This window comes from Streptomyces sp. NPDC057950 (genome assembly GCF_042887295.1).
Lineage (GTDB): Bacteria > Actinomycetota > Actinomycetes > Streptomycetales > Streptomycetaceae > Streptomyces > Streptomyces kaempferi.
In genome coordinates this window covers 178,874-191,404 of record NZ_JBHVPP010000001.1, presented here as the reverse complement: position 1 = coordinate 191,404, position 12,531 = coordinate 178,874, and the positions used below count along the sequence as shown (strand labels likewise).

Here is a 12,531-nt window from a genome sequence, read left to right as displayed (position 1 = left end):
ACCCCCGGCCCAACCGTGGACGTAGAGAGGACCGGCCGATGTCAGCTGATGTCCTCTGATGCCGGTCGACAGCAACGTATGCCCGAGGACAGGAGCAAGCCGTCATGGACATGAAGCTCGAGGTCGTGGTGGTGCCGGTCGCCGACGTCGACCGGGCCAAGGCCTTCTACGAGAAGCTCGGATGGCGGCTCGACGCCGACGTCACCGACGGGGAGGACTTCCGGGTGGTGCAGGTCACCCCGCCCGGCTCACCCTGTTCGGTCATCTTCGGCACCGGCATCAGCACGGCCTCGCCCGGCTCGTCGGAGGGCCTGCACCTCGTCGTCTCCGACATCGAGGCGGCCCGCGCCGAGCTCGCGGACCGGGGCGTCGAGGTGAGCGAGGTGTTCCACGACGCGGGCGGAGTCTTCCATCGCGTCGGAGCCGGGGGCCGGGTACCGGGCCCGGACCCGGAACGCCGGAGCTACTCCTCGTTCCTGTCGTTCAGCGATCCGGACGGCAACGGATGGGTGCTGCAGGAGATCACGACACGGCTCCCGGGCCGCTGACCGAACTCCCGGCGGCCTCCGTCCGGGCCACCGGGGCCTTCGGCACTCGCGAACCCGTTGGCCGCCGGGGGCCGCTGGCACCCGCGGACCCGGTTGCCGCCGCGAGCCTCTGACACCCGCGGACCCGGTTGCCGCCGCGAGCCTCTGACACCCGCGGACCCGGTTGCCGCCCCGGGCCTCTGACACCCACAAACCCGGTTGCCGCCCCGGGCCTCTGACACCCACAAACCCGGTTGCCGCCGCGGGCCGCCGGCACTCGCGGACCCGGTTCCTTGCGCGCGATCCGAATCTACGAGACCGGCCGGGTGACCCGCTCATCGGGCATCTCGGCGGTCATCTCGTCGGACATGTCGTGGGGGAAGCCGATCCGCAGGACGACCGCGGTGAGGGCGGCGGCGAGGACGACGGCCGAGGCCAGGATCAGGGCCTGGTGGTAACCGTGGTGGAGCAGTGGCGCGACGGCCAGGGGCCCGATGATCTGGCCGACGGAGTATCCCGCGGTCAGCAGAGCCACCGAGCGGGGGAACCGCAGATGGGCCCCGGTGGCCAGCGCGATGGTACCGATCCCGAGGAACGTCGCGCCGAACAGGAACGCGGAGATCAGCGCCGCCGCCACTCCTGCGACCAGAGCGGGCAGCGCGATGCCGACGGCCTGGATCACGAGCGCGGCGAACAGCAGGTCGGGGCGGGACCAGCGGCGCCCCAGCCAGGCCCACAGCGCCGAGGACGGCACGGCCGCCAGCCCGACCAGCACCCAGGCGCCGCTGCCGATCCACCCCGGGGACGCCTGGTCGATGGCGGCGACCAGGAAGGTGCCGGCCACGATGTAGCCGACGCCCTCGAGGGTGTACCCGGCGAACAGCGCGGTGAACCAGCGGTGCGTACGCGCGGACCGCGTCGGAGTCACGGCCCCGGCGCCTGTGACCTCGGCGCGCGGCAGTTCGACGCGCAGGTTCCAGGACAGTGCGGCGAAGACCGCGGCGAGGCCCGCGGAGGCCCACCACGCGGCCTGCCAGTCGGCGACCGAGCGCAGGGCGAGGACCAGCAGGCCGGACAGGGCGATCCCGGCGCCGACTCCGCCGAAGGCCCAGCCGGGCAGGTGCGCGGGGTGGTCGCGCAGGTGACTGAGCAGCGAGCTGACGGCGATGACGAAGATCAGGGCGCTGGCCGCACCGGCCGTCAGCCTCAGCCCGATCCACCCGGTGGTGCTGTGCGTGAAGGGCATCGCCGCCAGCGTGCCGGTCAGCACGATCAGGGAGCCGCGCAGGGCTCCGGGCGAGCGGACCAGCGCGGGACGCAGGATGCCGACGAGCGCGCCCATCAGGTAGCCGACGTAGTTGGCGGTGGCGAGGTGCGCTCCGGCCCCGGCGGACAGACCCGCCTGAGCGTGCATCAGGGGAAGGATCGGCGTGTAGACGAAGCGCCCGACGCCCATACCGGCCGCCAGGGCCGCGGCCGCCTGAGCCACGTGGCCCCAGGGTGAACCGAGCGGGCCCGCCGACCGGTCCGGGGAGCGTCGCAGGATGGGTGCGCTCATGAGGAAGTCCTTGTGGGTGCGTACGCGGTCCTCGCGGGGTGACGCGTCGGTCACGCGAGGGCGTCGGGTCCGGCCGGGTCGTCGGGGTGGGACACGAGCGGGGTGACCCTGGCCGTCATCCACGCGCGCAGCGGCAGTGTGCCGATCACTTTTTCGTGCAGCTCGTACTCGTCCGCGGCGAGCCAGACACCGATGCTGCGCGGCTCACCGACCGGGCGCCACAGTCTGAACAGGTGTCCGGCGGCCGCCAGTTTGGCGGCCCGTACCGCTTCCGCGGCGCGACGCCGGTCGACCTCGGCGGGGTCGGTGCCTTCGGGGATGGTGGTGGTCAGCTCGACCAGGAACTCTCGCACGATGTCTTCTCCGCGGGGTGTCTCGAGACCGAGATGGGCTGACGCGGCACGCCGGGTGCCGATAGCCGTGGCCCGGTCGGTTCGAAGCCGATGACGGCGGCGGCCGCCGCTCCGGGGGCGCGCTGTCGGGTGTCCATGTCCTCATCGTGTGGCTACGGCCGGGGCGGACGCCACGACCGGCTTCCTCCCCGGTGGAAGGCACCGCCTTCCACCGACGGTGCGGCGAGCGCGACTCCTCGGCGACCGTGCGGACGGGACGCGCGCGAACGGCACCGCCGCCGACACCCGGGTCAGTGCGAGGCCGCACCTACCAGCAGGGAGGAAGCCGGTCGTGGCCTCGACCGCGTCGGAGGCGGCACCGTGGAGGTTGGAGGTCCGCCGTTGTCCCGGCCGCGAGCACCGCGCGTCGGTGCCGGGCGTTCCCCTGCGTCGGCGCCGCCCCGTGACCCGCCACGGGCCGGCGGCCACGACGGGCCGGCCGGCCATCAGGAAGCGTCACCGTCGGTGTCACCGCGACCGTCACGGTCAACGTCAGGAAGAAGGGCACAGCACCATGAACAGCCTGCTCGCGGCTCTCGGCGTCACGGCGCCGGTCCTGGCCGCGCCGATGGCGGGTGGTGCCACGACCACCGCGCTGCTGGTGGCCGCGGCTCGCAGCGGTGGCCTCGGCTTCGTCCCGGCCGGTTACGCCACCACTCGGACGCTGGCCGAGCGCGTCGCCGCGGCGCGTGCCGAGCGGATCCCGTTCGGCGTCAATGTGTTCGCACCCAATCCGCTCCCGGTGGACCGCGCGGCCTTCGACCGCTACGCCGCGCTCGTCCAGGGAACGGCCGACCGCCACCACGTCGACCTGAGCGGGCACGTCCCGGTCGAGGACGACGACGCGTTCGCGGAGAAGATCGACCTGCTCACCGAGAACCCCGTACCAGTGGTCAGCTTCACGTTCGGGATCCCCGAACGGGCCGTGGTGGCCAGGCTGCGTACGGCGGGAAGCCTGGTGGCCCAGACGGTGACGAGTGTCGACGAGGCGCGCGCCGGGGCCGAAGCGGGCGTGGACGTCCTCGTGGTGCAGGCCGCCGCGGCAGGCGGCCACTCCGGCACCCTGACACCGCGGCTGCCGCCGCCCGAGGTGCCGGTCAACGATCTGATCGCCTTGATCCGCCGGGCTGTCGGCCTGCCGTTGATCGCCGCGGGCGGACTCGCCACGCCCGACGACGTCGCCCAGGTCATGGCGGCCGGCGCACAGGCCGCCATGGTCGGCACCGTGCTCCTGCGCACCGAGGAAAGCGGGGCCTCCCCCGTCCACCAAGCGGCTCTCGCCGACCCCGGGGGCCGAGGCACCGTGCTGACCCGTGCCTTCACCGGCCGCCCCGCCCGCGCCCTGCGCAACCGTTTCACCGATCTGTACGGCGACCACGCCCCGTACGGGTATCCCGCGCTGCATCACCTCACGGGCCGGCTCCGCCAACGGGCGGCCGCAGCGGGGGACGCCGACGCTCTGCACCTGTGGGCGGGCACCGGCCACCGGCAGGCGCGCCGTGAGGGTGCCGGCCAGACCTTGGCGCGCCTGGCCTCGGCTCTGTGACGCGGTCGCTCCCCGTGCCGTCGCCCGCTCGGGGGTTGCTCCACCGCCAGGCCCTCGCCCGCTCAGGAGTCGCTCCACCGTCTTTCCCGCAGCCCATTCCCCGCCGACCGCCGACCAGGCCCTCGGCCCGCCACCACCACCGCGTTTGGAACCTCTCATGAACGACTCGCTCCCCCGCACCAACGTCGACTTCTGGTTCGACCCGGTGTGCCCGTGGACCTGGCTGACATCCCGCTGGCTGCTGGAGGTCGGCAAGGCCCGGCCCCTCACCATCAGCTGGCACGTCATGAGCCTGGCCGTCCTCAACGAGGGCCGGCTCGGCGAACTGCCCGAGCAGCACCGCGTGCTGATGGGCCAGGCATGGGCACCGGTACGCGTGCTGATGGCCGCCGCCCGGGCTCACGGCCCCGCCGTACTGGAGCCCCTCTACACCGCGCTCGGTACTCGCTTCCACCTGCGGGAGGAGCCGAGGACGCGCCCGACCATCGAGGCCGCGCTGCGCGACGCCGGACTGCCCACGAGCCTCGCCGACGCGGGTGACACCGACGCCTGCGACACGGAGCTGCGCGCCTCCCACCGCGAGGGCATCACCCTCGTCGGGTCCGACGTGGGCAGCCCGATCATCGCGGTGCCCGGACCCGGCACGGACAAGATCGCCTTCTTCGGTCCCGTTGTCACACCGGCTCCTCGGGGCGAGGAAGCCGTCCGTCTGTGGAACGCCACACTGACCGTCGCCTCCACACCCGGCTTCTACGAGATCAAGCGGACCAGGACGGTCGGCCCGCTGTTCGATTAGGCAGCCCGGCCACCCGGGCTCGGGCCACCCGGGCTCGGGCCACCAAGGCTCGGGCGGCCGTGCCCGAGCGGCCAACGCCCGGCCACGGCCCGCGCACGTCAGCGCTGGAGCGCCTCGAAGGCCATGCGGAAGAACGTGTCGAAAGCGGCGGCGGACTTGGTGGCGCGCGCCTCGATCAGGGTTCCCTCCCACGCGTTGACGAGGAAGCGGGCCGTGGCATCGGGGTCGAGGTCCGCCCGTACGGCACCGTCGCGGCGGGCCTCCGTCAGGGCCGCCGCGATCGCGCCGTTCCACGTCCGCAGGCTGTCCGCGACGGCCGAGCGGATCTCCTCGCTGTGGTCGATCACGTCCGTGGCGAAGTTGCCGAACATGCAGCCCCGTGTGAAGTCCCGGTCGACGACCTCGTCCCGCAGGAACTCGAAGTGCCGGCGGATCCTCTCCAGCGGGGGCGACGTGGTGTCAGCGAGCATGTCCATGCGGCGCTCGGCGCCGTAGAGCCGCAGGGCCTCGATGGCACACTCCTCCTTGCTGGAGAAGTGGTTGTAGAACGACCCCTTGGGCGCTCCGGCGGCGTCGGCGATCTCCTTGATGCCGGTGCCGTGGAAACCGCGCGTGTGGAACGTCTCCAGCGCGGACGCCAGCAGGTCGTCACGCTTGGACGGCTTGGGCACGACGCGACACCTCCTCTGTCCTGTGGGCCCCCAGGGACGCCCAGGCAGTCAATATGACCGGACACTTTACCTGGACAGTACACCTCGGGCGAGGTTCACTCCACGGCGCCGCGGCGGCCGCAGCCCGTCAGAAGATCTGCGCGAAACAACCGACCGAAATGACGACCACGGCCGCGATCGCCGTCAGCCCTTTGAGAATCCTCGATGCCTTCATGGGGTTTCCCTCTCCTTGGTCTTTGCGGGTTCTTGTGGTCCCTGGTCCTCACCCCGGTCGCCCTGGGCTCCATGTCGCGACCATCACCGGTTCGCCTGGTGACGATGCTTGTCGTTCATCGCGTCACCTGTCAAGGTGGTGACGCACAGGGTTCGGTGCGACCAGGGCGCAGGCCGCGCGACGCGGCCGTGGAGGAGTGACATGAAGAGCAGCAATCCGGTCTTCTCCCGACGGGGGTTCGCGCGCGACGCCGCCCGCACCGAGCGGCACCCCGAGGAGCCGCGAACCGTCGGCGCAGCGGCCGGAGGCTCGGTCGGACTCCGGGTCGGCGCCGGGTCGTACGGGCCGTACACCGCGAACCCGTACGCCGATGACGGTTCTCGGAGCCCGCGCCCGTCGAAGGACGCTCCGCCCCCTGACCGATCCCGCGCCGTGGCGGCCGACGGCGCCATGACGATCGACGACGTGGTGACGCGCTCGGCCCTGACGCTCGGCACGGTGGCACTCACCGCGGTGCTCTCATGGGTCCTTGCGCCTCTGCACGACGCGGGCACGGGCGGCTCGTACGGCATAGCGGCGGGCGCGGGCCTGCTCGCGTTCGCCCTCTCACTCGTCCAGTCCTTCAGGCGCGAGCCGTCACCGGCCCTGATCCTGGCGTACGCGGCGTTCGAAGGCGTGTTCCTCGGCGTGATCTCCCACGCGACCTCGGCGTACGTCGCACCTGGTGCGGTCGTCCAGGCGGTCCTCGGCACCCTGACGGTCTTCGCCGGTGTACTGATCGCCTACAAGTCGCGCTGGATCCGCGTCACGCGCCGCTTCCACGGCTTCGTCCTGGCCTCGGCCACGGGCTTCCTGCTCCTGATGGTGGTCGACCTGGCGGCTTCCGTGTTCGGCGGCGGCGACGACCTCGGCCTGGGCAGCGGGGGGCTCGGCATCCTCTTCGGGGCCGCCGGCATCGTCCTCGGCGCCTGCTTCCTGGCACTGGACTTCAGGCAGGTCGAGGACGGCGTCGCGTACGGCGCTCCCCGGAAGGAGTCGTGGATCGCGGCGTTCGGCCTCACGGTGACCCTGGTATGGATCTACCTGGAGGCACTCCGCGTGCTGTCCGTCCTGATGCAGCAGGGCGACGACTGACTCCGCCCCGAGACCCTGGAGCCGCTCCGATCGGGCGGGAGCCTCGTACGCGCGCACGGAGCTCCTGCATGCGTCCGGCCCCCCGACCGACCGGTGGCCCTGGCACGCCCGCGCCCAAGCGTGACAGGGTCGGTGGTGATCGTGGACCGTCCGAGGACGAGGGTGAAGGGGAGTCCGTGGAGACCCAGATGTGGAACGCGCTGGCCGACTCGATGAAGGGGGCCTACGCGGCGGGGCTGGCCGAGGGCGCCGTGCCGCGGCCGGTGATCATGCCCCTGGTGCGGGGCCGACTGGTCGGGCTGATCTGGGTGCGCCCGCTCAAGTCCGGCGAGGACGCGCTCACCGGCATCGCGCAGCTGTCGAACATTGCGGCGGCGGCGGGCGCGGACGAGGTAGTCCTCGCCTGGGAGACCCACGACGTGGCCACCGCGTGCGAATTGCCCCTCAGCGACCCGGCCCCGTGCCTGAACATGGTCCACGCCACGCGGGACGGCCATGTGCTGCACCGGTTCCCCTACGAGGAACGGGTGCTGGCCCGCGATCCGGAGGGCGTCGCCTCGATCGATCCCGACTGGCGGGACGCGCCCGCGCCGCAGCCCGGCGGCGAGCTCGTGCCCCCGATCCGGGCCGCGGTCGAGTTCTCCTTCGTCCCGATGGAGATGGACCATCCCAACCCGTTCGGCGTGACCGTCGTCCTCATGGAGGAGGACGGCTACAAGGTGCGCCTGACCGAGGCGTGATCCGAGGCATGATCCGAGACGTGATCCGCGCTTCCCCGATCCAGCCGCGCGGGGCCGGGTCCGTGCCGTCACCGTCGCGGTGACCGCCTGGAAGCCGGAGCACTTCCAAGGCGACCCGGGCCTTCGGCCACGGTCACGACGGTTGCCCAGAAACCGTGGGAGCGGGCGAGCCGGCCGGGGTGGCGCTCGGCGCGGCGGCCGCGCCGCGGCCGGCCATGCGACAGCCGAGGCAGTCGGGGTGGCCGAGCCGGGCGGAGGTGTCACGCACACGCCAGTGCTGTTTGCCCACGGGGCGCGGTCCGCCGGCCTTTCCCCAGCCCGCCAGGTGGAGAAGCCAAGTGGTGAGGGCGGCCAGGACGACGACGGCACCGCCCAGCCAGAGCCCGGTGGAGGATCCGGCCGCGAGGGCCACCGCCGTCACCGCGCAACCGGTGACGGCTATGGTGGTCCCGGCCCAGCCCGCGACCGTGTGGCCCAGATCATGGTCTCCGTGCATGCCCACTTCTGCTCCTCGGGAAGGCGGGTCGGGCGAACAAGTCCGGCGGACACCCGACGCGAACCATCTTAGCTCGCGAGATAAGTAACTTAGACACTAAGGGGATGCGTGGTGGAGGGCAAGCAGCGCCCGGCGGCGACGGCCGGCCAGGCGCTCTACGCGATGGACCGGATGATCGCGACCGCGCAGTTCGGCCAGCAGGACATCGCACGGCGGCTCGGCCTCAACGTCACCGACCTCACCTGCCTGGGCTTCATCATCGAGGCCTCCACAGAGGGCCGGACACCGGCGGCGGGCGACCTCGCCGAGCAGGCCCGCCTGACCACCGGAGCGATGACCGGCGTCCTCAACCGGCTGGAGAAGGCCGGCTACGTCCGCCGCCGGGCCGACCCCCAGGACAGGCGCCGCGTCCATGTGGTCATGGAGGAATCCGCCCAGGAGCGCATCCTCCAGGTCTACGGCCCCTTCTACGAGCGTCTCGGTGCCCTGTTCGCCGACTACACCCCGGACGAGATCGCCGTGCTGGCGGACTGGCTCACCCGTGCCAAGGCCCTGCTCGGCGACTCCCTGGACGAGATCGGCCGGGAGCCGTAGCCGTCCCAGGAGTCGTCCCAGTCGTCCCGGCACTAGTCCCTCTTGCCCCGGCCGCCGGACGCCGGACCGCGCCGCACCGCACCGCACCGCACCGCACCGCACCGCACCGCACCGCACCGCACCGACGCACGAAACCCCCGTGGGCGCCGTGGCCATCGGCCAGCCGCGTCGGAGGGAATCAGCGGGCGGGTGCCCGGCTCGGCACGGTCAGACGTCCGCCACCGTCGCGGTGACCGGGGTACCGGTCTCGACCGTGCGACTGACCGTGCACAGCCGCTCGTGGGAGGCGGTGACCGCCCTCGGGAGAATCGCTCGGGCGCGGTCGCCGGGCGCGCCGTCGGGGAAACGGACGGTGAAGGTGACCGTGAGGTCGGTCATCCGGTTGCCCAGCTCGTCACTGATCTTTTCGCCGCTCACCATGACGGTGAACTCGGTGGGCTCCGCGTGGCGGGCGGTGGCGACATCGACATCGGCCGCGGTGCATCCCCCGATCGCGGCGAGCAGCAACTCGACCGGGGTGAAGCCGGTGGCGTCCTCGGGGTCGGAACCTGTGCCGGAACCGGTGCCGAAGACGATCGTGCCGCCGCGGGCGTTCGTCGCGGTGAAGTGGCCGGTACGGGTCCGCTCGATGCTGACGGAACGCAGGCTGTTGTCGGTCATGCCGTCGACAGTAGTGCCGGGTGCCGCCGGCTCGCGCGAGTGCCGGCCCGCTTCCTCTCGGGGGGCCGCGCGGGTCCGCGGGGGCCCTCTTCCCGCCCTTCACCCGTCCTTCAGCCGTCGTCCCCGGGTACGTCGTAGGACGTCTCGGGCCGTGCCACGCACAGCGCCCAGATGATCAGCGCGGAGAAGGCCATCATCACGACGGACCAGACCGGGTAGTACGGCAGGGACAGGAAGTTGGCGACGATGATGAGTCCGGCGATGACCACGCCGAGGACACGCGCCCAGAACGCCGCCTGGAACAGTCCGAGGCTGACGACCACGGCGACCGCCCCCAGGACGAGGTGGATCCATCCCCAGCCGGTGAGGTCGAACCGGAAGACGTAGCGCGGGGTCGAGACGAAGACGTCGTCGTCGGCGATCGCCATGACGCCCCGGAAGAGGTCGAGGAGTCCGGCGATCATGAGCATCACGCCCGCGAAGACCGTCAGGCCCCCGGCCCATTGCTGCCTCGTCGAGCGTGTGTGTCCGTGCCCGGTGTGTGTCGCGGCCATCGTGCTCCCTCGTCTCCTGTCGCCGGGGCGTTGCGTGTCTGCCCTCCCGTGGACGCGGCGTCGGCGTCCCGTCCGGGACGTGGGGTCGGCGTCGGCGTCGGCGTCGGCTCAACGGTCCGACGGGCCGTGGCCGCTCAGGACCAGTTCCTTCGCCCTGCGGAACTCCTCGTCCGTGATGTCCCCGCGGGCGCGGATCTCGGACAGCCTGGCGAGTTCGTCGACGCTGCCGGACCGGGACGCGCCGGCCGCGGTCTCCCGGATGTAGGAGTCGAGGGCCTCCTGCTGCGCGCGTGCCTGCTTCATCTCCCGCGTGCCCATGTTCCTGCCACGGGCGATCACGTAGACGAGGACGCCGAGGAAGGGCAGCACGATGACGAACACCAGCCAGCCGGCCTTGGCCCACCCGCTGAGCGCGTCGTCGCGGAAGATGTCCACGATGACCCGGAAGAGCAGGACGAACCACATGATCCACAGGAAGAACCAGAGCATGGTCCAGAAGATGCTCAGCAGCGGGTAGTCGTACGCGAGGTACATCGGCTCGCTCATGTCTCTCTCCCTCCCGGGGCGTGTGCCCGGCAGTCGTTGCCGTCCTCAGCATGCGCACGGCCCGGATCGGGCGGCATCACCCGAGGCGGGTGATCAGGCGGGTGAGCGGGGCGCCGCGGGCGCGACCACGGTCGGGCACCGGACCGGCGGTCAGCGGACCGGCGACGCGCGGACCGGCGCATCGCGGACCGGCGCGCGACGGCCGTGCTCACAACGGTGCGGCGATACCGCCCTGGTGCGCGGCGGCCGCCCTGCGCAGTGCGGCCCGCCACGCGAAGGCGACGCCGAGTTCGACCAGACCGAGCAGCACGAGCCACAGACCGAGCAGCCGGGTGAGGGCACGGGCCGACTCGGTCGGCAGCGCCAGCACCACGACACCCGCGACGATGCCGAGCGCGGCGGCGGCGAGGACGACGCCGCGGTGCGGCAGGTCCCGGGTGGCGAGGGCCGTGTAGGCGGTCAGCATGCCGGACACCAGCCAGACGACCCCGACGATCAATGAGAGCGCGGCGATGGTCTGCATCGGGTTCCGCAGGCAGAGCACGCCCGCCAGGACGAACAGCAGGGCGAGAAGCAGTCCTGGAAGCCGTTCACCCTGTTCGCGCCGGGAGAAGGCCGCGACGAAGCGGAAGACCCCGATCACGAGCAGGTACAGGCCGATGAGAACCGCCAGGACATGCAGGCTCTCGTTCGGCCAGACCAGCACCAGGACGCCCGGCACCAGCGTCGCCACCGCCGAACCGAGGATCCAGGTCCACGAGCCGCCCAGTGCCGCCAGCAGCTCCGCGGGGTCACCCGCCGGAGTGGGCGCCGGTCCGTCGGGCCGGTGTTCCGGTCCGGTCGGCGGCGCCGAACCACGCGGTACGGTCATGGCTCCTCCTCGCACGGTCGAGCAGGTCACCGCCGGACCGCCGGCAGGCGGGCGCGTGGGAACCTCACCGGGCCAGCGTGCTCCGCGCCGGCGTCCGCCGGGTCACCCGCGGCGGGTGATCCCTTCCGGCCGCCAGGGCGATGAGGTGGGGGCTGGACGGGCCGACCGCCCGGCTCCCGGCGAACCGAACGAAGAGACACGCGATGAGCGATCGAGCGGCCGGCCGAAGCGAACGCCCCCGGCCGCGGAAGGGCCCTTACCGGCGGGGCCGAACGAAGCGCCGCACCCGGTGGACGAAAGTCGTGGTGGTGGCCCGCGCCTTCCTGATCGCGGCCGGACTCGTCACCGCCTACTACCTGCTGCCCCTGGACGGGTACAGCGCCCGCGGCACCTCGGTGCTGCTGCTGTCCGGTCTGCTGGCGGTGGTCCTGGTCTTCGTGTGGGAGCTGCGGACCATCATCCGCTCGCCCCACCCCAGGCTGAAGGCCGTCGAGGCCCTGGCCGCCACGCTGGTGCTGTTCCTGGTGCTCTTCGCCAGTGCCTACTACCTGCTGGACCGTTCCGCCCCGGGCTCGTTCACCGAGCCGCTGTCCAGGACGGACGCCCTGTACTTCACGCTGACCACGTTCAGCACTGTCGGTTTCGGCGACATCGCCGCCCGCTCCGAGACGGGCCGGGTGATGACCATGCTGCAGATGGCCGGAGGGCTGGTCCTGGTGGGCTTCGCCGCGCGCGTGCTGGCGAGCGCGGTCCAGGCGGGGTTGCGGCGCAGGGGGCCCGTCGGGCAGGAGACCGGGGCGGACACCGAGGACGCCGGAGACACCAAGGACGGCGAGGACGGCGAAGCTGAGCCGGAGGCAGAGACGTAGGCGATCCGTCGACGAGGCCGGAACCGACCGGAGACGAGGCCGGAACCGACCGGAACCGAGCGCCGAGCCGCGGCCGGGGCGCCTGGGCACCGGACCGGCGCGGAGGGTGACGATCCCGCCGCCCGTGTTCACTCGGGCAGCTGACGCATCTCCAGGACGCGCAGTCCCAGTGACCGGCAGCGCGCCAGCAGACCGTACAGATGGGCCTCGTCGAGGACGGGCCCGAACAGGACGGTCTGACCGGACATCACCACGTGCTCCATGTCCGGGAATGCCTGGGCCAGCGTCTCCGACATATGTCCGTCGACACGGATCTCGTAGCGCATCAGCTGCTCTCCCGCGGGCGGCCCGGGGCGGACGGAC

General features: G+C 72.2%; 16 protein-coding genes. 7 read left to right on the top strand and 9 right to left on the bottom strand.

What is annotated here, in order from left to right; all coding sequences use genetic code 11:
- Nucleotides 1-104: 104 nt before the first annotated feature.
- Nucleotides 105-548 (top strand): VOC family protein, encoded by a 444-nt coding sequence (locus tag ACFVTC_RS00935; protein WP_390122578.1) that lies wholly within the window; start codon nucleotides 105-107, stop codon nucleotides 546-548.
- 289 nt (nucleotides 549-837) lie between these two features.
- On the opposite strand, the gene ACFVTC_RS00930 is transcribed toward ACFVTC_RS00935, so the two are convergent.
- Nucleotides 838-1,983 carry a YbfB/YjiJ family MFS transporter gene (locus ACFVTC_RS00930; protein ID WP_390123722.1) on the bottom strand — a complete coding sequence of 382 codons (1,146 nt, stop codon included), beginning with the start codon at nucleotides 1,981-1,983 and terminating at the stop codon, nucleotides 838-840.
- A gap of 152 nt (nucleotides 1,984-2,135) precedes the next feature.
- Nucleotides 2,136-2,438, bottom strand: coding sequence for a muconolactone Delta-isomerase family protein (locus ACFVTC_RS00925; protein WP_390122575.1), 303 nt, complete (start codon nucleotides 2,436-2,438; stop codon nucleotides 2,136-2,138).
- A 553-nt stretch (nucleotides 2,439-2,991) separates the two neighbouring features.
- On the opposite strand from ACFVTC_RS00925, the gene ACFVTC_RS00920 reads away from it, so the two are divergent.
- Nucleotides 2,992-4,023 (top strand): nitronate monooxygenase, encoded by a 1,032-nt coding sequence (locus ACFVTC_RS00920; protein ID WP_390122574.1) that lies wholly within the window; start codon nucleotides 2,992-2,994, stop codon nucleotides 4,021-4,023.
- A gap of 157 nt (nucleotides 4,024-4,180) precedes the next feature.
- A complete protein-coding gene (locus tag ACFVTC_RS00915; protein ID WP_390122571.1) occupies nucleotides 4,181-4,819 on the top strand; it encodes a disulfide bond formation protein DsbA in 639 nt (212 codons plus the stop codon).
- A gap of 98 nt (nucleotides 4,820-4,917) precedes the next feature.
- Here ACFVTC_RS00915 and ACFVTC_RS00910 read toward each other — a convergent pair whose 3' ends face one another.
- On the bottom strand, nucleotides 4,918-5,490 hold the full coding sequence (locus ACFVTC_RS00910; protein ID WP_390122569.1) for a TetR family transcriptional regulator C-terminal domain-containing protein: 573 nt from the start codon (nucleotides 5,488-5,490) through the stop codon (nucleotides 4,918-4,920).
- Nucleotides 5,491-5,905: 415 nt separating this feature from the next.
- Here ACFVTC_RS00910 and ACFVTC_RS00905 point away from each other — a divergent pair, with 415 nt between their 5' ends.
- Together ACFVTC_RS00905 and ACFVTC_RS00900 are read left to right on the top strand one after the other, a co-directional pair.
- Entirely contained in the window at nucleotides 5,906-6,838 is a 933-nt protein-coding gene (locus ACFVTC_RS00905; RefSeq protein WP_390122567.1) for a Bax inhibitor-1/YccA family protein, read from the top strand.
- A gap of 176 nt (nucleotides 6,839-7,014) precedes the next feature.
- Nucleotides 7,015-7,578, top strand: a complete 564-nt coding sequence (locus ACFVTC_RS00900; RefSeq protein WP_390122565.1) for a hypothetical protein — start codon at nucleotides 7,015-7,017, stop codon at nucleotides 7,576-7,578.
- Between the two features lie 133 nt (nucleotides 7,579-7,711).
- Here ACFVTC_RS00900 and ACFVTC_RS00895 read toward each other — a convergent pair whose 3' ends face one another.
- Nucleotides 7,712-8,080 (bottom strand): HGxxPAAW family protein, encoded by a 369-nt coding sequence (locus tag ACFVTC_RS00895; RefSeq protein WP_390122563.1) that lies wholly within the window; start codon nucleotides 8,078-8,080, stop codon nucleotides 7,712-7,714.
- A 105-nt stretch (nucleotides 8,081-8,185) separates the two neighbouring features.
- On the opposite strand from ACFVTC_RS00895, the gene ACFVTC_RS00890 reads away from it, so the two are divergent.
- The gene (locus ACFVTC_RS00890) at nucleotides 8,186-8,668 is read left to right on the top strand and encodes a MarR family transcriptional regulator (RefSeq protein WP_390122561.1); all 483 of its coding nucleotides are present in this window, start codon (nucleotides 8,186-8,188) and stop codon (nucleotides 8,666-8,668) included.
- A 207-nt stretch (nucleotides 8,669-8,875) separates the two neighbouring features.
- Here the strand turns inward: ACFVTC_RS00890 and ACFVTC_RS00885 are convergent, their stop codons facing one another.
- The 4 genes from ACFVTC_RS00885 to ACFVTC_RS00870 form a co-directional block, all read right to left on the bottom strand.
- A complete protein-coding gene (locus tag ACFVTC_RS00885; protein ID WP_390122558.1) occupies nucleotides 8,876-9,328 on the bottom strand; it encodes an OsmC family protein in 453 nt (150 codons plus the stop codon).
- 110 nt (nucleotides 9,329-9,438) lie between these two features.
- Entirely contained in the window at nucleotides 9,439-9,882 is a 444-nt protein-coding gene (locus ACFVTC_RS00880) for a hypothetical protein (protein WP_390122556.1), read from the bottom strand.
- A gap of 108 nt (nucleotides 9,883-9,990) precedes the next feature.
- The gene (locus tag ACFVTC_RS00875; protein WP_390122553.1) at nucleotides 9,991-10,428 is read right to left on the bottom strand and encodes an SHOCT domain-containing protein; all 438 of its coding nucleotides are present in this window, start codon (nucleotides 10,426-10,428) and stop codon (nucleotides 9,991-9,993) included.
- A 208-nt stretch (nucleotides 10,429-10,636) separates the two neighbouring features.
- Nucleotides 10,637-11,299: an HdeD family acid-resistance protein gene (locus tag ACFVTC_RS00870; RefSeq protein WP_168526950.1), complete on the bottom strand. Its 663-nt coding sequence runs from the start codon at nucleotides 11,297-11,299 to the stop codon at nucleotides 10,637-10,639.
- 203 nt (nucleotides 11,300-11,502) lie between these two features.
- Between ACFVTC_RS00870 and ACFVTC_RS00865 the strand changes: the two genes are divergently transcribed.
- A complete protein-coding gene (locus tag ACFVTC_RS00865) occupies nucleotides 11,503-12,168 on the top strand; it encodes a potassium channel family protein (protein ID WP_390122551.1) in 666 nt (221 codons plus the stop codon).
- 128 nt (nucleotides 12,169-12,296) lie between these two features.
- Here ACFVTC_RS00865 and ACFVTC_RS00860 read toward each other — a convergent pair whose 3' ends face one another.
- Nucleotides 12,297-12,494 (bottom strand): hypothetical protein, encoded by a 198-nt coding sequence (locus tag ACFVTC_RS00860; RefSeq protein ID WP_390122549.1) that lies wholly within the window; start codon nucleotides 12,492-12,494, stop codon nucleotides 12,297-12,299.
- Nucleotides 12,495-12,531: the final 37 nt, after the last annotated feature.

What these genes read in the sequence shown, in the direction of transcription:
- ACFVTC_RS00935 (WP_390122578.1), top strand. Translation starts at nt 105, where the DNA reads ATGGACATGAAGCTCGAGGTCGTGGTGGTGCCGGTCGCCGACGTCGAC.
- ACFVTC_RS00930 (WP_390123722.1), bottom strand. Translation starts at nt 1,983, where the DNA reads ATGGGCGTCGGGCGCTTCGTCTACACGCCGATCCTTCCCCTGATGCAC.
- ACFVTC_RS00920 (WP_390122574.1), top strand. Translation starts at nt 2,992, where the DNA reads ATGAACAGCCTGCTCGCGGCTCTCGGCGTCACGGCGCCGGTCCTGGCC.
- ACFVTC_RS00915 (WP_390122571.1), top strand. Translation starts at nt 4,181, where the DNA reads ATGAACGACTCGCTCCCCCGCACCAACGTCGACTTCTGGTTCGACCCG.
- ACFVTC_RS00905 (WP_390122567.1), top strand. Translation starts at nt 5,906, where the DNA reads ATGAAGAGCAGCAATCCGGTCTTCTCCCGACGGGGGTTCGCGCGCGAC.
- ACFVTC_RS00885 (WP_390122558.1), bottom strand. Translation starts at nt 9,328, where the DNA reads ATGACCGACAACAGCCTGCGTTCCGTCAGCATCGAGCGGACCCGTACC.
- ACFVTC_RS00880 (WP_390122556.1), bottom strand. Translation starts at nt 9,882, where the DNA reads ATGGCCGCGACACACACCGGGCACGGACACACACGCTCGACGAGGCAG.
- ACFVTC_RS00875 (WP_390122553.1), bottom strand. Translation starts at nt 10,428, where the DNA reads ATGAGCGAGCCGATGTACCTCGCGTACGACTACCCGCTGCTGAGCATC.
- ACFVTC_RS00870 (WP_168526950.1), bottom strand. Translation starts at nt 11,299, where the DNA reads ATGACCGTACCGCGTGGTTCGGCGCCGCCGACCGGACCGGAACACCGG.
- ACFVTC_RS00865 (WP_390122551.1), top strand. Translation starts at nt 11,503, where the DNA reads ATGAGCGATCGAGCGGCCGGCCGAAGCGAACGCCCCCGGCCGCGGAAG.
- ACFVTC_RS00860 (WP_390122549.1), bottom strand. Translation starts at nt 12,494, where the DNA reads ATGCGCTACGAGATCCGTGTCGACGGACATATGTCGGAGACGCTGGCC.